Annotated in this window: 18 protein-coding genes; 12 read left to right on the top strand and 6 right to left on the bottom strand. The window is 44.3% G+C overall.

The window, feature by feature from the left end:
• Window positions 1–30 precede the first annotated feature (30 nt).
• The gene (locus tag L0659_RS23720; protein ID WP_235129057.1) at window positions 31–1,395 is read left to right on the top strand and encodes a TolC family protein; all 1,365 of its coding nucleotides are present in this window, start codon (window positions 31–33) and stop codon (window positions 1,393–1,395) included.
• A gap of 91 nt (window positions 1,396–1,486) precedes the next feature.
• Here L0659_RS23720 and L0659_RS23715 read toward each other — a convergent pair whose 3' ends face one another.
• Window positions 1,487–2,335, bottom strand: coding sequence for a hypothetical protein (locus L0659_RS23715; RefSeq protein WP_235129056.1), 849 nt, complete (start codon window positions 2,333–2,335; stop codon window positions 1,487–1,489).
• A 168-nt stretch (window positions 2,336–2,503) separates the two neighbouring features.
• Window positions 2,504–3,421, bottom strand: coding sequence for a hypothetical protein (locus L0659_RS23710; RefSeq protein ID WP_235129055.1), 918 nt, complete (start codon window positions 3,419–3,421; stop codon window positions 2,504–2,506).
• Between the two features lie 202 nt (window positions 3,422–3,623).
• Between L0659_RS23710 and L0659_RS23705 the strand changes: the two genes are divergently transcribed.
• The 3 genes from L0659_RS23705 to L0659_RS23695 all read left to right on the top strand — a co-directional run bounded on the left by L0659_RS23705 (window position 3,624) and on the right by L0659_RS23695 (window position 9,616).
• Window positions 3,624–4,460: an SHOCT domain-containing protein gene (locus L0659_RS23705; protein ID WP_235129054.1), complete on the top strand. Its 837-nt coding sequence runs from the start codon at window positions 3,624–3,626 to the stop codon at window positions 4,458–4,460.
• Between the two features lie 269 nt (window positions 4,461–4,729).
• Window positions 4,730–9,235 (top strand): M4 family metallopeptidase, encoded by a 4,506-nt coding sequence (locus L0659_RS23700; protein WP_235129053.1) that lies wholly within the window; start codon window positions 4,730–4,732, stop codon window positions 9,233–9,235.
• A gap of 12 nt (window positions 9,236–9,247) precedes the next feature.
• The gene (locus L0659_RS23695) at window positions 9,248–9,616 is read left to right on the top strand and encodes a T9SS type A sorting domain-containing protein (RefSeq protein ID WP_235129052.1); all 369 of its coding nucleotides are present in this window, start codon (window positions 9,248–9,250) and stop codon (window positions 9,614–9,616) included.
• A gap of 155 nt (window positions 9,617–9,771) precedes the next feature.
• On the opposite strand, the gene ahcY is transcribed toward L0659_RS23695, so the two are convergent.
• Window positions 9,772–11,088 carry an adenosylhomocysteinase gene (gene ahcY / locus L0659_RS23690; RefSeq protein WP_235129051.1) on the bottom strand — a complete coding sequence of 439 codons (1,317 nt, stop codon included), beginning with the start codon at window positions 11,086–11,088 and terminating at the stop codon, window positions 9,772–9,774.
• A 299-nt stretch (window positions 11,089–11,387) separates the two neighbouring features.
• On the opposite strand from ahcY, the gene L0659_RS23685 reads away from it, so the two are divergent.
• From L0659_RS23685 to L0659_RS23660, 6 genes are all read left to right on the top strand, one after another.
• The gene (locus tag L0659_RS23685; RefSeq protein WP_235129050.1) at window positions 11,388–12,485 is read left to right on the top strand and encodes a sensor histidine kinase; all 1,098 of its coding nucleotides are present in this window, start codon (window positions 11,388–11,390) and stop codon (window positions 12,483–12,485) included.
• Window positions 12,486–12,487: 2 nt separating this feature from the next.
• Window positions 12,488–13,210 carry a LytTR family DNA-binding domain-containing protein gene (locus L0659_RS23680; RefSeq protein ID WP_235129172.1) on the top strand — a complete coding sequence of 241 codons (723 nt, stop codon included), beginning with the start codon at window positions 12,488–12,490 and terminating at the stop codon, window positions 13,208–13,210.
• A 150-nt stretch (window positions 13,211–13,360) separates the two neighbouring features.
• A complete protein-coding gene (locus L0659_RS23675) occupies window positions 13,361–14,833 on the top strand; it encodes a PKD domain-containing protein (protein ID WP_235129049.1) in 1,473 nt (490 codons plus the stop codon).
• Between the two features lie 303 nt (window positions 14,834–15,136).
• Window positions 15,137–15,616 (top strand): hypothetical protein, encoded by a 480-nt coding sequence (locus L0659_RS23670; protein ID WP_235129048.1) that lies wholly within the window; start codon window positions 15,137–15,139, stop codon window positions 15,614–15,616.
• Between the two features lie 56 nt (window positions 15,617–15,672).
• Window positions 15,673–16,506 (top strand): hypothetical protein, encoded by an 834-nt coding sequence (locus L0659_RS23665; RefSeq protein ID WP_235129047.1) that lies wholly within the window; start codon window positions 15,673–15,675, stop codon window positions 16,504–16,506.
• Window positions 16,503–17,264 (top strand): carboxypeptidase-like regulatory domain-containing protein, encoded by a 762-nt coding sequence (locus tag L0659_RS23660; RefSeq protein ID WP_235129046.1) that lies wholly within the window; start codon window positions 16,503–16,505, stop codon window positions 17,262–17,264. Before L0659_RS23665 ends, L0659_RS23660 begins: the two co-directional genes overlap by 4 nt.
• Before the next feature lie 64 nt (window positions 17,265–17,328).
• On the opposite strand, the gene L0659_RS23655 is transcribed toward L0659_RS23660, so the two are convergent.
• The 3 genes from L0659_RS23655 to murF all read right to left on the bottom strand — a co-directional run bounded on the left by L0659_RS23655 (window position 17,329) and on the right by murF (window position 20,007).
• On the bottom strand, window positions 17,329–17,919 hold the full coding sequence (locus L0659_RS23655; protein WP_235129045.1) for a carboxymuconolactone decarboxylase family protein: 591 nt from the start codon (window positions 17,917–17,919) through the stop codon (window positions 17,329–17,331).
• Between the two features lie 12 nt (window positions 17,920–17,931).
• Complete coding sequence (locus L0659_RS23650) at window positions 17,932–18,483, bottom strand: peroxiredoxin (RefSeq protein WP_235129044.1); 552 nt, start codon at window positions 18,481–18,483, stop codon at window positions 17,932–17,934.
• Window positions 18,484–18,702: 219 nt separating this feature from the next.
• A complete protein-coding gene (murF, locus tag L0659_RS23645) occupies window positions 18,703–20,007 on the bottom strand; it encodes a UDP-N-acetylmuramoyl-tripeptide--D-alanyl-D-alanine ligase (protein WP_235129170.1) in 1,305 nt (434 codons plus the stop codon).
• 125 nt (window positions 20,008–20,132) lie between these two features.
• Between murF and L0659_RS23640 the strand changes: the two genes are divergently transcribed.
• Both L0659_RS23640 and rhaT read left to right on the top strand, forming a co-directional pair.
• Window positions 20,133–22,382: a T9SS type A sorting domain-containing protein gene (locus L0659_RS23640; RefSeq protein WP_235129043.1), complete on the top strand. Its 2,250-nt coding sequence runs from the start codon at window positions 20,133–20,135 to the stop codon at window positions 22,380–22,382.
• Window positions 22,383–22,429: 47 nt separating this feature from the next.
• Entirely contained in the window at window positions 22,430–23,512 is a 1,083-nt protein-coding gene (rhaT, locus tag L0659_RS23635; protein WP_235129042.1) for an L-rhamnose/proton symporter RhaT, read from the top strand.
• The last annotated feature ends 359 nt before the right edge of the window (window positions 23,513–23,871 follow it).

Here is a 23,871-nt window from a genome sequence, read left to right as displayed (position 1 = left end):
TTTAAGGAATACTAATACCACATTTCAATCATGAAAAAGTTATTTTTAAATCAATATATCAGGTCGGCAAAAGCATTAAGCATTGCATTGCTAATGAGTCCGTTACTATCCTTTGGGCAGGCGGAACCGCTCTCTTTGCAAAAAGCCATCGAACTTGCGCAAAGCCGGAACCGAGATTTACGAATCGATTCGATGAATATTTACAAAGCCAAGCAACAGACCGCCATTACGCGCGGTTTGTTGATGCCCAACATTAGTTTGACCGGCCAGTTCCAGCATTATTTTCAAAAGCCGGTTTTTTTCGGGCTCAATGGAAACGCCGGCAACTCTGAAAGGATTGGTTACGCAAGGTTCGGTGGCGAAGACATTGGCGCGGCGCAAGTTTCTCTGATTCAGCCCGTTTACAATTCAGGCGCAAAACATGAGATCCAACGCAGACGATTGTTGGAAAAACAAAGTCAGCTTTCATTCCGGCAACGCGAAGTAGATGTTGTGGCGCAGGTTAAGCAAAATTACGTTCAGCTGCTGGTTTTGAATGAAAGGTTGAAACTGCAAAAGGAAAGTATTATCAGAAATCAAAAAGCATTGAATGATTCACGTTCGCTTCTTGCACAAGGGCGGGCATTGCGGGTGGACACATTACGTGCATATACATCTGTTAAAAACCTCGAACCTGATGTACTAAGGCTTACCTATGCCTTACAAATCAGCCAGCAGCAACTAAGAGACTTGCTAGGTGACGTTTCCGAAACAGACTATGTGCTATCAGATTCGCTAGAACTCAACGCCAGCGAATCAATTCCAGCCGAAGATGGCACCTACAAATTATCCATCCAGCAGCGCCCTGACTTGCAAATTCTAACATTGAACAAAGAGATCAATGACAAGGAGATTGAATTATATAAATCTGCGCGGCTGCCGGTGGTGAGTTTTATCAGTCAATATCAAATACAAACGCAAACCAATCAATTTCGCTTTGGTAATGCTGCATATCCACCCGTTTTCTTCGCAGGCGTCCAGTTTTCAATCCCCATTTTCAGCGGAAATCAAAATGTAAACAAAATAGCATTAGGCAAAATCGAAAGACAGCAAGCCGACGTCATTTACAATAATGCCCAGGAACAACTGAAAACCGAAGTAAAACAAGTCCTGGCAAGTCTTGTAGAGACATCTGAAAGGATCAAAACCCAGCAGAATGTTTCCGAAACAGCAGAACTCAGCTATGCAATTACCAAATACAGATATGAAAAAGGCGTAGCATCAAGACTTGAACTAATCGATTCCGAATTTGCATTAACCTCCGCCAAATCAAACTATCTGGAAGCAGTTTACGATTATTTATCTTCAAAAATTGAATTAGATCGGATTACGGGAAATATAAAGGAGCAGTTATAAATTTTACTCAGCGTTAATTAGGAACAATTGGTTGTGTATTGAAGAAGAACCCCGGGTGTTGTTTGGGGTTCTTCTTTTGTTTAACCGGGGGTTAGTTTGCTGACATTGCAGATGCGTATTTTCGCTCCGGTAGAAAGTGGAAATTGCCGGTTTTTAAGTTCGTGACCTTAATAGTCTTAACTCTCCCTTCGGGATGAAATGTATAATCATAAATTTCGCCTGAGGTAATTTCTTTATGTGGATGGTAAGTATGTTGAGTTTCAGTGACCATTTTAATTAAATATGGGCTGAACTTTCCGAATATTGGAAGATACTTACCAGTGCCCGACGCCAGAAAATCTGGATTTAGAGGATAAAGATCTGGGATGGTACCGGCGTAACTATAAGTCAATTCTTTTGTTTTGTAGTTCTGTTTATCATAAAATGAAACCGACAATAGTCTTGCTTGGCCCGCAGGTTCGGCAGAGTATTTAAATTCCTGTCGTTCGTTCGGCTCAAACTTATTGAAAGCCATTACTAGTTGTTGGTTCTCATTATATTTGAATAGCGTAGTGCCGCTGAAATTATTGCCAACGCTGCTCTCCTTACACAGACCGTTCGCATCCAGTGTGTAAGTAATGGTAGTGACTTTTTTATTTGTGCTTATCTCATACTTGTTGCTTTGAATACTTTGTGCACTGTAAATATAATCTATATAGTAATTATGGCTCTCGAGCATTTCCTTTGCAAGTAGACTCCTTGGGCCGGAATAGGAAAGTTTCCGCGACCCTTCACTAATTAACTTGCTATCAGCCAATATTTTTGCATTTTTATCATCTGCATTTTGCGCTTGTTCAGCACCTGGACTTACAATCGCATCTTTCTCATTCTGGCAAGCTCCCAGCATACCGGCAATGATAATTGCCTTTGCAACGGTGGGTACATTTTGAAGTAATTTCATAGTGTTCATAATTGTGTTTGAAAATTGATTTTAAGTGGATCAAGTTATCGCGGGATTTTGCGGCAATAAAATCAAATGGCTGCGTGGTTAGCGTCATTTAATCTTCGGCGAAAGTATAAGTGGCCTGTTAACATTTGCTGACAGGCCACTTTCTTTAAATAATATGTACTACTGGCCTAACATCACCGCCTGCGGTGTGGTTGAGTATTTTCGCTCAACGTTTGATAGTATCTTACCATAGCCATCTTTTGTGATAAAATCGTATGTTGTGACATCTCCTCCCAGGTTTTTTGCAGACAGGTTATAATTGAAAACTGGGTAGGGATAAATGATCTGGCCTACAAATCCTTTATGAACAGTTTGTTTTAAGACATATCTGCTGAATTTGCCAAATATTGGCAGGTATGCACTATTTACTTCCGCAAGTCCTACTGGGTTTAAAGGATTAGCTTCAAGCGAAGTTTCGTAGACATTGCCACTACTATTGCTCTGCGCCACAAACTTACCATTGGCATGTTGGAAAATAATCTCTTTCTCTTTTTTGTCATATTGATCATAGAAAGTGATCTTGCTTAGAGATTTTCCCTGCAGGCTGTTGTCCGCATCTTGTTCGTATTCAAAAACCTGGCGCAACTTAGGAAGGGATTTATGATACACCAAGCTAAGTTGGTTCACTTCGTTGTATACATAAATGTAAGTTCCTCCAACAACTTTGTCAGTGGCGGTATGTACACTTTCAACACATTGCCCTTTTGCATTCAAAGTATAAGTAATGAAGTTTTTGTATACCGTGATCCCATTCGTTTTGAGGGCGCAAGTGATTTTGTTACCGCTATAAGCGTACTCTTTAAGCCATCCGGCGCCATCCAATTCTTTTACCAGTTGGTTTCTGATTCCGGAATAAGTAAGCTTGGTTCCGCCGTCTTTAATAAGATACTTAATAGCTGTTTTTGCATTTGCATCTGTTTCCTGCTCAACCGATGTTTCAGGCGATACAATCGCATCTTTTTCATTCTGGCAAGCGCTCATCATGGCGGCAAGAACGATCGCCTTTGTAATCGCAGGGGCATTGTGAAGTAATTTCATAATGTTTGTGTTTTGTTTAACAAAATTTAACTGCATCAAACTTATCCCGGGACCGCCAAACAAGAGGAATCTAATGGGCAAGTGGTAGGGTTCAATGATCCTTCGGTGTGGACGTGCACATTGTACATACAGATATGCAGTGAGCATTATGCGACTTGATGGCACTGTTTTTGTGACGTATATTGAAAAATGACAAGCAATCATGAAATCACTTACAACTAGCGGCAGGCAGCAGGTGCAGGCCATTGCTGCAAAATATAATCTGAAAACAGAGACGGTTGAATCACTTTTGACCGCTGTTGTGCAAGGAAATGGCACCATGGCCCAATTCGATATCGCTGAGCTAGGCGGCTCGGGGCAATGGATGAAGGGCGGAATGACGATGGTGGGCGATATGTTCAATAATTCGCTGAAAAGTACAGTGGATAAGCTTTGCAATGAATTGTCAGCGCTGGTTTCAACCGAGGTAATTTATGATGAGTCGGTTGGGGAGCGGGGTGCAGATCGTGGGGGCCAGCACAGTTCGTCTTTTCAACGCCAGGATAATGTGTATTCTGTGTCATCAGGCGGTTCGTGGCCGGCGATTTTTGGAAACCCTACATCAAGTGGTTCGCAGAATAATTTTCGTTACGCGTATTTTGCGCCTGTCAGGAGACTGGTGATTGATGAAGACGGCAAACAAAGTATTTATGATACCAAGCATCACCAGATTACTGGCATTTCGCAGCAGCAGGGTGCAGGAAGTTCCTATAAGTTTACAAGCCAGGAAGGCAATGTGGATCTGGGAAGTTTGCAAATTATATCCGAGCCAAGCGAGCAAAAGCAGCCAACACCTGAGATTGCTTATGATGTGACTTCCAATGCAGATTTACATCATGAAACGGTAAATCCTAGCTCTTCGGAGCGCAGCCCAACTGACCGCAGCCCGCAAGACATTATTATTGCGACGATTGAGAAGGTTAATGTGCTGTTTGAAAAAGGGCAGATCAGTGAGGAGGAGTTTAAAGCTAAAAAGCAGGAATTGCTTTCGAGGTTGTAGATTTTTAAATAGCATAGAATTAAGAAAAACGGCCGGAGGGAATTCATTTCTTTCGGCCGTTTGTGTTAAATCCTAAGATCATACATGAAGGACCGTCTTCGTAGATTGAGCTTACGATAGGCGAAAATCGTATCGACCATTTCCTCAGGATAGCTCACCTCTGCCGCTGGCTCAATCGATTCTTTTTTCTAATTGACTTATCCACTCCTTTGCTTCGGAATGCGCAGGATAGCGTATGTCATTTTAATTAATCATTTAGCCGGTTTTCTATGCCCTATTTCTACAACATTGCTTGCATAAAGTGCGAGCAACATGCCTTGCTGCGAAACTTTCTTTCAATGCTGGTGATCGTTTTGTTTAACTCCATTGGCTACGCGCAGCATTATTATCCTCCAAGTGAACAGCCGGGTCCGTTTGGAACAATGTATGCACCCCAGCACTATAAAATTCCAGCTGGGAAAACTTACTATCATGACAAGGTCCCTTTGTATGCGACCAAATATTTGCGAGATCCAAATGATCCAACATCAACCTCAGTTGCACTATGCTCTTTTAGGGATGAATCAAAGGGATTGTATACCAATGTAGAGGTTATCGGGGAAAGTTTAGATGCTGATAACGGTGTCGATATGCTTGCCTATCCCTTTGCGTCACCAGTCAGTGCAAAGGGGCAAAATGGACCGTTTAATACGATGGAATACCTGAATTCGTTTCCAATCAACTTTACACATCCATATCCAACGGTGCATGGGATTAGCGTTTTAGCTCATTCTCAGGAGTTCAATCGGATGACATATGACCTTTTCGGCTGGCGCGGAGTAGATATTGGTGGCTTGAAAACAGTTACGAGTGTCATCACTAATTCTCAGCAGACAGCCGTTACCAGTTTCGATCCTCCCATAGTTGTTTATAATGTAGGGCAGGGATTAGTTAATCCACATTTAACGCGAGATGTTATAGGTCATGAGCTTACACACCTTGTAGGGCTGTCAGCTTGGGGGCAAGGTCAGTATAATCAGGAGAGCAGCTCGATTTGTGAAGGGATTGCCGATGTAATTGGGAGTGGATTGAAAAACTACTGTGCCATTCCAAACGCACCAGGAGCAGGCTTCGCGAATCCGGACTGGGGATTTTTGATACAAGAGTTGGGGCTGGACAGCAAGAGGGATTTTTCGATTTCACCGCACTTTTGGTCATTGCCCGAATGTTATAAAGGGCTCTTTTGGAAAAACCCTGATGAACCTGGTTTTGACCCACATGGCAATGGTATGGTTCTCAGCAAAATCTTATTTCGGATGAACGTTGGGGAGGCAGGTTATATTGATCAGAACCCCGCGAACGGAACTTTCATTGTATTGCCGCTTATTCCCAACAATCCAGCGGCAACTTATGCACTGTCATTAAAACTTTTTTTTAAGACATTTACGGAAAAACTCTCATGGTCGTCGACATTCCCTGATGTGCGCGTCAAAATGCTGGAAGTGGCAGCGGAAATGGGATATGGAGATGGCTCGCATGTTTCCCAACAAATTAAAAATGCTTTCAAGGCAGCCAAAATCGGTGGCGGTTGGGGTTTTGATAATCCAAATTGTGTCTCAGGGCCAAAGACGCTTGCGCAAGGTTGGAATGGCCTGGTTCCGATCAATGTACAAACTGCAAGCCTGGAAAACGACCCTCAGGGTAAAAAAGTGCATTGGATAGCGGACTGTGCTGATAATGAAGTGTTTATAGAAACCGAAATATTTAATTCGAAAAGTCCTCAGACGCACTATTATGCAATCGATATTAACAACGACGGCAATTATACCTTAGATGATGATCTGCCTTTATCGAAATCGATTGTGACATTAAATCATGGCGTGCGATCAAGTGTGGATCACTTTGCGAAGAAATTCAATTTCCAGGCGCTTACGGGAAAGGGTAAATATATTCAGCACATCATAGGCCCTTCCGGTCCGGATTTTATCGCCAAAGCATATTTTGCTCAAATTAAGTCCGATTCGGATCCCTCGAAAATGACTTTGGACCAGATTGCAGGGAGCTATTTCGAGGGGATTTATAACACAATAAAGACTGTACAACTTCCCGAATCCAAGGAATCGATAGCCATTCGCAAGGCTTTGATTGATATTTTCGGGTTTGAAATCAACAAAGAATATCGATTGTCAAAAGGTGACGAAGTATTATGGACTATCGGGTCAGATCTGTTTGGAGACGGCAATTACTTACGCAGTTTTTCCGACCCAAAATCGAAAGGACAATTAAATTTTTACAAGGGAAAAAATTGGGATGTTGCAAATCCTGATCAAATGGCCGGAGTCTGGACACAATTTTATTATCTAATCTCCGAGGGAACCCCACTGACAGGTTTTACTAATGAAAACAGCCAGACCCGCTTTTTTACCGGGCTTGAAGAGGGTGTTCCGGAAAAGATCATGTTTGCTGCTTTCCTGTATTTCCTTCCCGCAAACCCAACTTTCGACGATGTAGTTGCTGCCATTCAATCCTCAATTTTGTTTCATGGCTACAAGGAAACATCAGGGACATGGAAGAAATGCAATGATGCGCTGACGTGTGTAACTGGCAAAGAATTTATTCCTCAGCCTAAATTATGGGCGGTTGATGCGGATGGTAATGAAGTTAAAGTTGTAGATCCATTTAATGCACAGTTTCGCTCAGATGAATATTTTCCAGACAAAATTAAGGATCGGATATTTGAAGTTTCCAAAGATGCAGCATTCAATGATTTGGTATCACCGGTTTACCGCGCCTTCCAGCATACAACCCAAGTGCTGCTTCCTTACATTGATGAAAAAGACCCGGGTAAGCGTACCAACACTGCCCAGTTTTTCTTAGAAGAGGGGACTTATTATGTTAGAAGCAGGCATTACGAATCTGGCGGGCCGGGTTGTGCGAGCTCATTGGGCGGGAATCTGGAATGTCGTGCACTTGAAATGATGGTAAATAATTGGAGCCCTATATTGCAAGTAACAGCTGCCCCAATTATTACCAAACCGATCAGTCCGTTGGAACATGATAAGCTTACAGCCTGGCAAAGCGTGTTTGAGTGGCAAGCGACATCAGGTGCTGCCGGTTACATTCTGCGGGTGACGGATTTGTCAGGTAAAGTGCCTGCGCAGGATATTCCGGTTGAAGCGACCAGTGATGAAGCAGAAGCGACGGAGCTGGCGTTAGCCAAGGAACGTGATTATAGCTGGCAAATTACTGCCACACACAAGCTTGGATCAGAAGAGGGGGTTACCTGGGACAAGGGGTTGAAGAAATTCGTACAAACCGGGTTAACTGATACGGACATTTTCGGCACATGGACTGAACCAATGTCATTTCATACTGATCTGCCGGAGACACCTTTGCTTGTTCCTCCCAGTCCTGCTAATGGCGAGCATGTTGCCCCCTTTGGTAAAAAGATTTTTTTGGAAGCTAAGGAAGTTCAGGGGGCCAGTTATTATCGCTATCGTATCCAAGACAAAAAGGACGATAGGAATATGGCCAAGATGCTCTATGACCATGAAAACGAAATACTGCCCGATGTTTCTGACGGAAAAGTATATACATGGTCGTTCGAACCATGTAAAGAAATAACGTTGCCGTTTATTATTGAACAGGAATTCGGCAAGAAATTCTTTTCAACGTTTGTGATCGACTACTCTCTGGTGCCTGCGCCAGTGCTTGTATCGCCATTTAACGATGAGGTGCTCGAATTCCAGGAACAATCGTCGCATAGCTTTGAGTGGGAGGATGTGCTTGGCGCGGAGCAATTTGACTACACTGTTTCCCGAACATTTGACGATGCAGTACTTGCCTGGGCAGATGGTAGCACTTATTTGACAGGGGAATCAATCGACCATGCCAGGGATTTGCCGGACAATATCAATGGCGGCTTTAAGTGGCGTGTCCGGGCAAAAGCACGGGATGGAAAGGGTGACTGGATTTACGGACCCTATTCCGATCCGTTCTTCTATTGGTTACGTCCTACCAAGTCACATTTGAATTTTCCAGCCCAAAGTGCCCAGGATGTAGGGGTTGATAAAGTGGAGTTTACATGGGAAAATCAATGGGCGCCCGACGGTTTTCTATTTCGTATCTATGAGAATAATGCCCTTTTATTCCAGAAGATAGTGCATGGCACGAGTATCACCTTAACGAATCTCAGATATGATTCAGATTATACATGGGATGCTCCGGCCATGAACATTACCCCGATAGGTACACACTATTCTGCGGATTATACATTCCGTCATTTCTATACCATGAGCGGGACTAATAAAGGGGATGAGGAAATCAAGGAGTATGATCCAAACGAAGTACCTGAACCTAAGCCAGAACCGGAAGATGATGGCAACGATGGTAACGATACGCAGGGAACCAAAGATTTAGGATTTACTCTTGACCTGGATGATAATGAAGGGGTTTATCTGGGTACCCTGTTTTTTAGTGTCACTGTCACCAGGCCTGATGGTGCAATCGACCATTTCTCATATGGTAATGATGTAGACCCTATCACATTTGTTCCTGGCTCCAAAATATTGGGTAATGGTGATTTAAGCGAAATGGCGGGCACTTATTTGGTGCGTATCGAACTTACAGAAGTGTATGATGAACATAATTTTGCCGAAGATCCAACGTACATTTTCAATTTGCTTGAATATGATAAAGCAACTGATCAGTTTGCTGGTAAGCAAGCGATCGGAACCATAACAGGTCGGTATGTAGGTTCATATATCGAATTTAGCTTTGATTACACTCCACAGTAAAATTAGAACAATATGAAAAGGATATATTTAACAATATTAATGGGCTTTATAGCAATGCTGTCTATTTCTGAGGGAGTTGCGCAGAAAAGCAGATCGATTGCCTTTGATAAGCGGGTAGTGTTTCACTTACCAGAGTACCCAAGGAATGAGATCGCATTATTCCCTAATCCTACGAATGCAAAGCTCCATGTTGGTTCTTCCAGGCAGTTAATTGGCTTTGATCTGGAAATATTTGACCAAACTGGGCTAAACTGTTTAAAACAAGCAAGTTGGAAGGGTGAAGCAATTGATGTTTCCAAGCTGCAAAACGGGATTTACATTGTCAGGTTTACTAGAGGGAAACTGCATTATGCCGAAAAGTTAATCGTACAAAAAGAGTAAAGTAACCATTAAAGAGAATTTTTGAGAAGAGGAGAATCCCTTCGCTTCCCAAAGATTAACAGAGGAACCTTTAAATTTACAACCACAAAAAAACTCCCCAGGTTTTCGGACCTGGGGAGTTTTAAAAATGCCTGACCCAGCGGGTCAACCCATTATCAATACCGATAAGTCTCCGACTTGAACGGCCCTTCAGTGCTAACACCAATGTAGGCCGCTTGCTCGTCCGAAAGCGTTTCCAACTTCGCGCCTACGTGGGATAGGTGGAAGGCTGCTACTTTTTCGTCTAGTGCTTTTGGAAGCACGTATACTTTTTTGTTGTATGCCGCAGTGTTTGTCCAAAGTTCGATTTGTGCTAATGTCTGGTTAGAGAACGAGCATGACATTACGAATGATGGGTGGCCCATTGCGCATCCAAGGTTAACTAAACGGCCTTCTGCAAGAATGATAATGTCTTTGCCGGCAACCGAATAAATGTCAACCTGTGGCTTGATCTGCACTTTTGAATCGCCGTAAGTTGAGTTCAACCAAGCCATGTCGATTTCGTTATCGAAGTGGCCGATGTTGCAAACAACTGCTTTATCACGCATCGCAAGGAAGTGACGATCTGTGATGATCTTGTAGTTTCCTGTTGCTGTAACGAAAATGTTTGCACGCGTCGCAGCTTCGTCCATTGTAACCACTTCAAAACCGTCCATAGCAGCTTGAAGCGCGCAAATTGGATCAATTTCAGTAACCAATACACGACATCCTGCGCCACGAAGCGATTCTGCTGAACCTTTACCAACGTCACCGTAACCTGCAACAACTGCCACTTTACCAGCAAGCATTAAGTCAGTTGCGCGACGAATTGAATCCACAAGTGATTCACGGCAGCCGTATTTATTATCGAATTTAGATTTTGTAACAGAGTCATTTACATTGATTGCAGGCAAATGAAGCGTTCCGTTTTTCAAACGGTCATACAGACGAAGCACACCTGTTGTCGTTTCTTCCGAAAGTCCTTTGATGCCTTCGATCAGCTCGGGATATTCGTCGAAAACCATGTTGGTAAGGTCACCGCCGTCGTCCAGGATCATATTCAATGGCTTGCGGTCTTCACCGAAGAACAATGTTTGCTCGATACACCAGTTGAAATCCTCTTCGTTCATGCCTTTCCAAGCGTAAACCGGAATGCCCGCTGCTGCGATTGCTGCTGCTGCGTGATCTTGCGTCGAGAAAATGTTGCAGGACGACCAGGTCACTTCCGCACCCAATGCAGTAAGTGTTTCGATCAAAACTGCTGTTTGGATTGTCATGTGCAAGCAACCGGCAACACGTGCACCTGCAAGGGGCTGTGATGGACCGTATTCTGCGCGGATTGACATTAAACCCGGCATTTCAGCTTCTGCAAGCGTAATTTCTTTACGGCCCCATTCGGCCAAACTGATGTCTTTTACCTTATAAGGAATGTACGTTTCTGTTGACGTTGCCATTATTTGACAGTTTAGTTTATATCTTTATTTTAATACAAAACTAAGTAGAAAAACCACAGACGGGAAGAAAAATAGATACAAATTGTGATTTTGTTCGCGAATTTGGATGTTTTATCTTCCCAATGCTCCGTGTGGCAGGTCTTGTAAGTGAGTATAGGCTTTATCTGCATGCCTGGCAGATATTTTGTCTTGATAGAGCTGAAATTAGCGCAGTTATGCTGTTTGTCGATGCTATGATGGCCTTCGTCGACAATGTTGCCAACCGCAGAAAATAGGCATTGAATTTTTTATATTTGCCTATGCGCCCAAACATTTACCCTACCAACATCCGGTTAAGGATTTTGCAGCATGCCGCATTCTGGATCGTCGTGCTGGTTAACCTGACGGTGATATATGGTGCCGGAATGCCTGACTACTGGATCGCGATCGGGGTTGTTTCCTTGTTTTTGCCTATACACATTGCCTATTTTTATTCGATCGGGTACATTATAATCCCGAAGTTTTTCAACAGGAAAAAACGAATTGAATTTTTTGTTTTGCTTATCGCGGCAGTTGTGCTTTCGACGCTGGTTTTCAGGTTAATGGAGATATTTATTGCCGATCCGATCATTTATAACGCGGTTAGGAGGACCGACCCGACATTCGTCTGGAAAAAGCTGGAAGGAAATTTCTGGCTGCAGCTCACAAAGCCTGTGTATCTGATCAGCGCCTTCGAACAGACCAATATCTTTGTTTGGGTGGCCCTGTCGGTTAAATTTTTCAAAATGTGGTTTGAAAGAAGGCAGGCTGCTATGGAGGCTGAGCTCAATTTTTTGAAGGGACAGTTGCACCCGCATTTTCTCTTCAACACACTTAACAATCTTTATGCATTGACATTAAACCAATCGCCGCAATCGCCTTCGGTGGTGATGGGACTGGCGGAAATATTACGTTATATGCTCTATGAAGCAAATACGGATGTCGTTGATTTAGAGCGGGATATCAAAATTGTTGAAAGTTATATTGAGCTGGAAAAAATCCGTTACGAAGAAAGGCTCGACATAAATTTCAGCATTAATGGTCTTGCTAATGAATATAAAATCGCACCGCTGCTGATCCTTCCGCTGGTTGAAAACGCATTTAAGCATGGCGCGAGTGAGCAGGTAGGGCAGGCCTGGATCAACATGGATCTGCGGGTCAAAAACAATTTTCTTAAATTTAAAATATCAAACAGCAAGCCCGAAAGGCCTGATAGTAAGGATAGTAGGAGCCATCACGCAAGCATTGGACTAGCCAATGTTCGGAAACGGTTAGAAATTCTATATCCGTCGGCGCATCAACTCAAAATCCTGGAAGAAGACGAGGTTTTTGCTGTCATTCTTGAATTGGAACTGGACAAAAAAATAGAAATAGCCTGATGATGGAGATCAAAGCGATTTTGGTGGACGACGAGCCGCATGCCATTGAAGTGCTGGACAACTATCTCCGGAATTTCAATGAAATCGAGATTGTTGCGCGATGTCAGGACGCAATCCAGGCTTTTCAGGTTTTGCAGCAGCAGAAAGTGGATCTGATGTTTTTGGATGTGAAAATGCCCGGTTTGACAGGAACTGAGTTATTAAGAAGCCTCAAAACGCCTCCAAAAGTCGTTTTCACAACGGCTTATCAGGATTATGCGGTTGAAGGTTTTGATCTGAATGCGGTGGATTATCTGCTGAAACCCATCCCATTCGACCGCTTCTTACGCGCTATGGATAAAGTTTTTACCGGTTTGAATGTTACGAACCAACCCGTTTCCATTGTTCAAAAGCCCACTGTGAGCAACCAGGATGTGTTTTTGTATCTCAAAGTAGACCGGAAAATGGTGAAGGTCAATGTGAATGACATTCTCTGGGTGGAAAGTCTGCGCGACTATATCAAGGTTGTTTTGAAGGACAAGGCTTTGATTACAAAACAAAAAATCAGCCTGCTGGAAGAGTTACTTCCCGAAGACAGCTTTATTCGCGTGCACCGATCTTTCATTGTGGCGGTGGATAAAGTCGAAAGTTACCACGCGCATAAAATTGAAATTGCCGGGAAAGAACTTCCCATTGGGCGTAATTTCCGGAATGATTGTCAGCGGCGCTTTAAGCTGAATTTTTAGTAAACGGTCAAAATCAGCGTCGGCTGACGCCTTTTGTCGATAAAACCTGCTGTTGATCGACAGTAATTTCTCACATCGCTATTTCGACTTACCATTGCACCGCCATTGAGCCGATGGTGAAAATCAGTGTACAGTAAATCAAAAATAGCCATGTTAAAAAGTAAAAGAATTCTGCTTGCCCTCTTTTCGCTTGCCCTTGTTGTAACAAGCTGCAAGGAAGATGAAGACGTAAAACCAGGCAACACGCTCACCGCCCGGGCCGGTGCAGATCAGAATGTGAATGCAGGCGCCGTTGTAACCCTTGACGGAAGCGCCTCGAGCGACAGCGAAAACAAACCATTCGATTATCACTGGGCATTTACCAAACGTCCGACCGGAAGCACAGCCGCACTTAGCTCGGCAACGGTAAGCAAGCCAACATTCAAAGCGGATTTGCCGGGCGAATACGAGCTTGAATTGACGACCAGCAATGCGAACGGCGAAAGCAAAGACAAAGTCCTGATCACAGCGGCCGTCATTCAGCCGATTGTACTGGATGCCAATATCGCTGCGAAAACCACATTGGAAGACCGTATCGATAATCCTAATGTGCCAGATTACATTGCAAACGGAAACGTTTCGGTGAATGCTGAACTCACATTGAAGCCAGGCGTTGTGATCGCTTTTGCGAGGGATGCCAGGCTGGAAGTGAATGATAATGGTGGAATCCTGCTCGCAAAAGGCGATTCGACGAAGCTGATCCGCCTGATCGGAAAAGAGACAACGAAGGGATTCTGGGCAGGTGTAATATTCCGGTCGTCCAGCAGTGCTAATGCCTTGGAATATGTGCAGGTTTTGCATGCTGGAAGCAAAGCCCTTTTTAGCGGGACAAAGGCCGGAATGGCAATTACAGGCTCATCGAAAGCTGAAATATCTATCAAAAACAGTGTTTTTGAAAAAAATGACGGCTATGGTTTATGGATTGAAAGAGGTGCAATTCTTTCTGCTTTTACAAAAAACACATTCAAAGAAAACGCTGAGGCCGGGATTCTCCTTGACGCCGACAATGTTGCGAAACTCGATGTGAATTCATCTTTTACAGACGGAAACGGACGCAATGTGGTGGAAATCTTCGCTTCGCAACTATCAAAAAACACGACTGCGCAAGTCGTATGGAATGGATTCAAGGACAAAACGCCTTACCGCATCCTGGAAGCCCTTACGGTCGATGCTAATTGGAAAATCAGCCCGGGTGTAGTGATCGAAATGTCTGAGGGAGCCAGAATGTCCATTGACGAAGGTTATATCAATGCAATTGGAACACAAGCAGCTAAAATCATTATCAAAGGCGCGGAAAACAAGCCAGCTTATTGGAGAGGTTTGATCTGCTACACAACAAGTGCCAACAATGTTTTCGAATATGTTGAGATATCGGGCGGCGGCAGTACAGCCTTGGTTTCAGGCAAAAAAGTGAACATTGCCGTTTACGGAAGCCAGGCCAGAATGCAGATCAAAAACTCCAAAATCTCCGGCAGCGGCGGGTATGGCATGTACGTCAATTATCAGGCGAATGTGAATGACGACATTGAAGCCGCCAACACATTTGCAGACAATGTGGAAGGAAAAGTGCTGAGAGAGAAATAATGAGCAAGATCCATGTAATGCTTGCGGCCTTGCTGACGGTCACAAGCGTACAATTGACTCCAAAGTTTTCAAAGAAATCTGTGCGACAGCCTTTTCCTGAAACCGGCTTTTGGATTACAGAAAGCAGGCCGGGACAAGCCGGTACAATCGTGCGGTATTATGCAAACAGCAACCATCTTGTTTCAACCACTATCGAGCCCACGAATCTGGACATTAACAGACTTTTCGTTAGGCGATATCTGAACAGGAAACTCGCGGCAGAGCTCTCTCGGGATTCAACAAAAGCCTCTATTCAAAAATTGTATGAAACAAATTGAGCAGATTTCCCTAGTCAGGATCATTGGTATTACGCTTTACTTTTTCATTGCCGCACAAGGCGCATTTTATCATTTCGGTTTTGGAAAAGCATTGTATAACATTCCATCCGAGGACTTTATGGAGCTTCGCAAAGCCGTTGATCCGATTGTGCGGGGCAGATTTAAAATGCTTTATCTGTCAGCATTAGCCATGATGTTCATATGGTTCTTGATGAGTGATAAAAATGCGGGATTTCTGTCCTACGCGCCAGTTTTGCTTGCTTTTTTGTTTCTGGTGGTGGATATGGTGCTGATCCTGAAATTCAGCGAACCCGTTAATACGCTGATTAACAGCGATATGTTGGATACGGAAGCCGAGTTTATAGGGGTAAGGGCCGAGTGGCTCAAATTCATCCTGATCAGAGGCTATCTCTCCATTGCAGGGTTTCTTTTACTAATGATCCATCTCGTTTTCAAAATCAGGTAATCGAATCTTAACACGTATAATATATTCCGTTCCATAATTTAATTTTTACAAAAGCCATGTTGAATAAAAATCAATTGTCCTTTACTATCGCCCGTCAGACCCGGCAGGCATTTTTTGCGCTGGCCATCGCCGCGCTCTCGTTCGCATCCTGCAAGGACGACAAAGACAACATTAAGCCGGACGACGGCAATCCGGCCACGGAAGACAAAGCGTTCCTGCCAAATAAGGACGAGATTTACACATACAGGATCTCCGAAAGCGACGGCTCAAAAAGCAGCTCCACAATGAAAGTGGTGAGTGTAAAAGATTCCTCGGGCATTTCAGTTTATGACATTGAAAATGAGATCAAGGAGGGAAATGTGTTTGTAACCACCAAAAACCGGGCATTCAGCAAAGACGGCGTGACCACTTACGAGTTGTTTTATGAAGATGCAATCAATGCGCTATATGCTAATACTGAGGAATTTGCTACGATTGAGAATGTGACCATGAAAGGTTTTCCGCAGAAGCAGATGATGGAAAACAAAGGCACTGTGGGAAGCAACATCACTTTCAGCAAGCAGCCTATGGAAATCGGTTTGCAATTGTTAATCCCGATAGACGAAGACAACTCGATAGAAGCAGATTTGGAAACCAAAATCACTTATATGGATGGAAAAGCGACCAAACAGGAAACAGTCACAACCGCGGCGGGAACATTCAACTGCACAAAATGGGAGTACAAATATGAGATGTACATGAAATTATCAAGCCTTTTCATCCCGGTTGAAGAAAAGGAATTTGTGTACACCGTTGAACTCTGGACGGCTCCCGGCGTGGGCATCGTGAAGACCATTGAAACTTCCGACGACGAAATTTCCACCACAGAATTGCAGAAAATCACCAAATGATGAAACGCATTTCATTTTTATTTCAATGGGCGTTTTTGGTGCTCATTGCGGTCAGCTGCAAAGATTCGGGAAGTCCGTCTCCGGATGAGGTGGGCTCGGAAGAAGGATATACCACCGGAAAAATCACAAACACGGACGGTTCGCCGATGCCAGGTGTGAAAGTGGTGGTAGATAATACGATGTTCTATGCCTCTTACTCAATCGGCTCGTCGGATGAGAATGGCAATTATAAGATCCAGTTGCCGAAAGTGGGCACATTCATGGCCTCAGCGCACATTGTTAAAAAATACAATGGCCGTGAATATGAACTGGACCTGCATCCTGATGTTTATGAGGAGTTTAGCATCAATGGCGCAGTCAGGAATTTCCAGTGGAAACTGACGGGCCAGCGGCCTGTGGAAGCGCAAGGATATTATGGCGTGACGATCGAAATCAATAAAGATCTGATGAGCACCATTTATGATTCTGAAAACATTGAATTCACGCTCGTGCCGGTTGGTAACCTCATCGATGGTTCAAAAGGTAAAACGCTGAAAATGAAGCATGGAAAGCCTCACACGAGTGACTATAGCAAATTGGTAGACATTCCTCTCGGCCGATACATCATGACCGCTTATTACAATGGAGAAGCGGGTAAAATGCCTATCACGCTCAGAAAGCACTTTTCCGAGGACACATATGAAAACGAGCTTGTCATTGATTTCGAGCCGGAGACCATGTGGGGGAATAACCTTGCCATTATCAGTTATTCAGAATAAAAGTTACGGAGTAAAGAGTAGTAGTGCAGACTTTCCGGCCCTTTAAAGGGCCGGAAAGTTTTATTTACACCAAAACTGAAAAGCTCTTGAAAATGGCGCCAACCCTTACCGCGTCGAATATACGCGCTGGCGTTCCGCCGTGGTTCAGCACCGATTGCTCGTGTGAAGTCACACACATTTCGCAACCATTTAATGCGGAAACAACAAGGCTCAGCAGCTCAAAGAATTCTTTACCCAGCACCGGGTTCACCATAATGCTCATTTTGATTCCCGCAGGCGCATTATCGTAAAATTCCTTGTGCATGAAATGCCTGAAACGATAAAAAACGTTGTTCGCATTCATCAAAGAAACGCAGGCTGTAACTTCCGCAATTTCCTTTTCGTCCGCACCTTCATTCACCGCAAGTTCTTCAAGCGCAGTAATTAATACTGCGTTTTTCTCATTCACAGCCACCGAAAGAGCGATCAGAAGCGCTTCTTTACGGTTTAATGTCTGCGATTTGAGCACATTACCAACATTGATCTTTAAATCTTTGAGATAACGGTGGTCCAGTGCCGCCAGCTTGTTGATCAGCACGCTTTCAAATTCGGCTGGCAGGTTCATTTCTTTATACAGGGAATCTTTCGTATTTCCTGTTGTTGCGAATGGATACATTTTTGGTTGTGATTAAGCTAATGTTGCTTCTCCTTTAACCCAGTTGCAAGGGCAAAGTTCGTCTGTTTGCAAAGCATCCAAAACGCGGATCACTTCGTTAACGTTACGGCCAACATTCAGGTCGTTAACGCTCACCCAACGAATAATTCCTTGTGGATCAACGATGTATGTTACGCGGTAAGCAATTTTTTCATTTGCTTCAAGAATCCCCAATTCTTCTGCCAGAGACTTGGAAGTGTCAGCTAACATTGGGAATTGAAGGTCGCGAAGATCGTCGTGGTTTTTTCTCCAAGCCAAATGAACAAACTCGCTGTCAGTAGACGCACCGATCAACATTGTGTCGCGGTCAGCGAAGTCTTCAACGTGCTTGCCAAACTCAGCAATTTCAGTAGGGCATACAAAAGTGAAATCTTTTGGCCACCAGAACATTACCATCCACTTTTCAGCGTTCTTGTGATCCTCTGAGGTAATATCGTAGAATTCGTTTCCTTTTTCAAGAGAAACAACGGATGTTTTTTTAAATGAAGGGAAGGTAGATCCCACGGATAAAATCCTGTTTGACATGGTATGCGTTGGTTATATATTTTTGTACTTTTTAGTGATACAAATCTACAACCGGCACGCGCATGAGGCAACTTTTCACCTGGTACTATATCAGGAAAGAGTTGTTTGAATCAAATGGATTTGATTTTATTTATGAAAAACTGATATTTATCAATTTTATCAATGATTGGATAGATTGATCCAATATAATTTAACTAATAATTACTTAAATTATAAAATTCATTCCGGCATGAGGTTCAGCACAGTTTCCAGCGCCATGCCTCTCGAACCTTTAATAAGAATGTATGTATTTTCCTGCGGATTGTCCATCACCCAGTTATGCAGCGAAAATTTGTCCGGAAAATAGTAAGCTTTGGGCAATGCAGGCAATGCGTGCTGCATTAGGGAGCCGGCCAGGATCACAATGTCAAATTTGTTTTTTGCGATCTGTTCACCCAATGCCAGATGCTCTGCGGGAGCCGCTTCGCCTAGCTCAAACATATCGCCCAGGATCAGCATTTTCCGTGGCGCGTCAATGCTGGCAAAGTTGGCGACGGCGGCGGACATGGACGAAGGGTTCGCATTATAAGCATCCATAATCACCGTATTGCTCCCTTTTTTGACGATTTGCGAACGGTTATTGTCCGGCTTGTAAGTGGAAACAGCTTCATTAGCATCACTATCTTCAACGCCGAAATGCTTTCCAATGGCTAGCGCAGCACACATGTTATCGAAGTTATATCCGCCGGTCAGCTGCGTAGATACTGTTTTTCCATTGTTTTGATAAATTACAAAAGGACTTTCCTGCACCAAAACCGGATTAACAGCACTATTATCCGAGCAGTAAAAGACAATCTCTCCAAAAGCCCGGCGCTTGCTAGCCATTTCCATGACCACATCGTCTTTGGTGTTCACGAAAACGGTGCCTTTCTTTTTGGAAAGAAAATCAAAAAGTTCGCCTTTTCCCTTCATAATGCCCGCGATTCCGCCAAACCCTTCGAGATGCGCCTTACCAATGTTGGTGATCAGGCCGTGCGTGGGAATAGCAATGGTGCTTAGCAACGCAATTTCCTGCTGATGGTTCGCGCCCATTTCAATAACCGCCATTTCGTGTTTCGCCGGGTCAATGGACAGGATCGTCAGCGGCACGCCAATGTGGTTATTCAGGTTTCCTTTGGTCGCGTAAGTGTTGTATTTCATGGATAACACCTTTGCAATCAGCTCTTTTGTCGTAGTTTTTCCGTTGGAGCCGGTTAACGCGATCACCGGGAATGTAAAGGTTTTACGGTGATGCCGCGCCAGGTCCTGTAACGCTTCAAGTACATTTTCAACCAACAAAAAGCGCTCATTAGAAACTACTTCCAAATCGTCCACGACCGCATATGCGGCACCTTTGCTCAATGCTTCTGCTGCGTATTGGTTGCCGTCGAAATTATCGCCTTTTAATGCGAAAAAGAGGCAGCCTTCGCTGATTTTGCGCGTGTCGGTAGAAATGGCAGCGCCGTTTTGGAAATGGTTATAAAGCGTTTCGGTCGAAGTATACATGAAATCGGGAATCAATATAAAGTTATAACCGCTTATTTCGTTAGGTTTAAAAGCCAGATCAGTAAACCTTCGGGCAGCGTCCGCGCGCGGCGCGAACCGCAAAACTAATAGATTATTTCTCAACGATGCGAACGAAATTTACCTCCTTTTTCCTCTTCCTTTTTTACATTATAACGCATTCAAATGCTTTTTCGCAAAAGGCATGGTTTAAACTTGACACCCTGACCAGTGTAACATCCAAAGGCGCAAAACTGAACAATCCCTGGGCGGGCGGGCTGAATGCTTCACAGTTCCTGAAAATGCATTTAAACAGTGATGCGGACGAGGACCTGGTCGTGTATGATCGCACAAACAGCAAGATTACCACATTCCTGGCCGCCGCTGATCCGCTTAATCCAGGCAAAAAGACATTCATTCACGCGCCTTATTACGAGTCGCTTTTCCCAAAAGCCGACAACTGGATGATCCTTGCAGATTACGATGGGGATGGGCAAAAGGATCTTTTTACGAGCACATCGCTGGGAATCAGTGTTTACAGACAAGATAAAACGTCGCAATCCTGGACATTTAAGCAAGTGCAGGAAGTGCTTTATACCAAAGGTTTTTCAGGAAATATCAATTTGCAGGTTTCCGGAACGGACATTCCAGGCATTGTGGATGTGGACGACGATGGTGATCTGGACCTGTTGCTGTTTGATTTCTCCGGAAACTACATTGAGTTGCACCAGAACCTGAGTATGGAGAAGTTTGGCAAGCCAGACAGTTTGGGTAATGCGCAGAATCCTGCTTTTCAACGCAATGGTGATTGCTGGGGGAATTTTCATAAAGGCACGAACGAGGGTTTTGATTTTGGATTAGACTGCGGGGTGACTATAAAATCGGGTAACCGCGAAATGCATGCGGGTAATTCTATTCTGTTGCGGGATTTGAATGGGGATGGCAAAAAGGATTTGTTAGTCGGGCACGTCAGCAATGAGCACATTTCGTTTTTATCCAATTCGGCAAGCGGTTTGATTGGCAATTTTACGGCTTATACCAACACTTATCCGGCTGTTAACCCCGTGCTTTTGCACATTTTCCCTGCCGCATTTATGGAAGATGTGGATTTTGATGGAAAAAAAGACCTGCTTATCGCGCCTAATGTGCCTTCCAATGATGGTAATATGACCGATTTCAAATCTTCGGGATGGTTTTATCAAAACGCAGGAACGGACGCAAAGCCGGATTTTAAGCTTATCAAAAAGAACTTTTTACAAGATCAAATGCTGGATGTCGGCGAAAATGCAGCGCCTTCGTTTTTTGATATCGACGGTGACGGCGACCTGGATATGCTCGTCGGGACAGGCGGGATTCCCAGGCAAACAGGGTTCAAAGGCGGTTTCTGGCTTTTGAAAAATACGGGAAACAACACGACGCCAACATTTGAAGTGGAATCTGAGAATTATCTGAACCTGGCATCGGCATTTGGCATTTACAACATTAAGCCGCAATGGGCTGATTTTAATGGCGATGGCGTCACAGACCTGGGTTTTGCCGCCACGTCAACCTCAACACTAAAACTGGAATATCGCTATATCCCCAACAAAGCACCGGCAGGCGCACCAGCCCAGCTAAATCTTTCCGATGCGGTAACCATTGCGATGCCTGCGGAATCCCAAACGGGCGATTCACCTCATTTTTACGATGTAGACGGGGACGGTGACCTGGATTTGCTCGTGGGCAAGACGCAGGGAAATCTTTATTATTATACTAACACAGGAACCAACAAGCAGTTCGCATTCAAGCTCGAAAGCGATGCTTTTGCAGGGGTTACCATCAGTTTTGAAGGCCGGTCACCGCAGTTAGCCATAGCAGATTTCGATCTCGATGGCCGTGCCGATATCCTGACTGCCGATCATACAGGCAACATTCGTCTTTTTCACGGCGCCGACTGGGGTAAATGGACCGAGCGTGAAACGCTGCTTGTGGAGCAGAACGGAAAACCTGCGGCACCTTCATTTGGAAACTATCTGGCGTTAGGGGTAGGGGATTATAATGGTGATAAAAAGCCTGATATTGCCGTCGGCAGTAATGCCGGTGGCCTCCGGTTACTGACCAACATTGTGCCTGTGACCATTACCGGTAACGAACCAGCCGTAGAGCTGCTGATCAATGTCTTTCCGAATCCGGCAGCAAATTATTTAAAGATTAAATCCTCAAAACCCGCAACGTTTGACATTGTCAGTGTAGCCGGCCGGAAAATCGTTCGGGATCAAAAGCTGAGTGCGAATATCGAGCAGGAAATCGTTACCGAACATTGGCCTGCGGGGTTGTATTTAGTTGAAATAAAATCAGGAACCACCCGTGTGGTCCGGAAAGTGATGGTGGCCAATTAGCAAGTAGATAGCCGCGTGAAAGCACTTACAAGGTAAAATTCATTTTCATGCAAGCTCTTCTCGGCGTCATTTTCCATTTTATTGGCGGTTTTGCTTCCGGCAGCTTTTACATTCCATACAAACAAGTCAAAGGCTGGGCCTGGGAGTCCTATTGGATCGTCGGCGGACTGTTTTCCTGGCTCATCGTTCCACCGCTGGCAGCCTATCTGACCATTCCCGGCTTCACCGACATCATTGCCGCCACCGACGGAGGCATTTTACTAATCACTTACATTTTTGGCGTTTTGTGGGGCATAGGTGGACTCACTTACGGGTTAGGCGTCCGCTATCTCGGCGTCTCGCTCGGAAGTTCCATTATTCTCGGCCTTTGCTCCGTTTTTGGCGCATTAATTCCTTCGGTTTACTATCAATTTTCACCCAGACCGGGAAAAGACACGATCTCTGATTTGTTCACAAACAGCTGGGGACAAATGGTGCTACTAGGCCTGCTCGTCTGCGTGATCGGCATTATCATTTGTGGAAAAGCCGGTTCGATGAAGGACAGCGATCTTAAAAAATCCGGATACATTGCTGATGATAAAACAGAATTCAAAATCGGCCTCGGGCTTACCGTTTCGATCATTTCCGGCGTACTGAGCGCATGTTTCGCTTTCGGAATTGATGCAGGAAAAGTGATGGCAGAAGAGGCCAATGCAGCCTGGAAAGCGCTGAACCCGGACCAGGGAGAATTTTTATTCCAAAACAATGTGACATATGTCGTGATTCTCCTGGGCGGGCTTACCACCAACTTTATCTGGTGCATGCTCCTAAACGCACGCAACAAAACATTCGGCAACTACACCGATTCACGCACGCCATTGCTATCCAACTACATTTTCTCCGCCCTCGCCGGCACAACCTGGTTCCTGCAATTTTTCTTCTACGGCATGGGCGAAAGCAAACTAGGCAACGGCCCAAGCTCATGGATCCTACACATGGCATTCATCATATTAGTCGCTAATTCGTGGGGACTGATCCTGAAAGAATGGAAAGGAATCAGCAAGAAAACGCTTAGGACGATTATTTCGGGTATTCTGGTGATTGTGTTGTCTGTTTTGATAGTTGGATATGGGAATTATTTGAGGGAGTAGTTGTGACGGCGTTTGAGTACATGGCACTAAACTGGCTTGCTTTTCTTTTTTATAATATGAAACTAAATCCTTGATAAATGAGAATAATTGCGAGCGATTAAAATGGCTTTTCTCACCGTTCTCAATGCAACGGCAGCGACCAACGAACCCCGGCAACGACCAAATCGACTGGGATCGCATTTTCGATGCCCTGGACAACATCAACTAAAGGTGCGACATTGTTATCGCACCCTCGACCCCAGAGGTAACTTGGGAGGCGATCGCGATGGGTTGACTGTGTTTTTTACAGGGGTTGGCGATATAAGTCTTGTGTAGTCGATGCTATTGAGGGATTTTCATTTGAAGTATACAAAGTTGCG

Source organism: Dyadobacter sp. CY347, from assembly GCF_021502655.1.
GTDB lineage: Bacteria > Bacteroidota > Bacteroidia > Cytophagales > Spirosomataceae > Dyadobacter.
The sequence above is the reverse complement of the archived record's forward strand: the minus strand, read 5'-3'. Positions and strand labels throughout refer to the sequence as shown.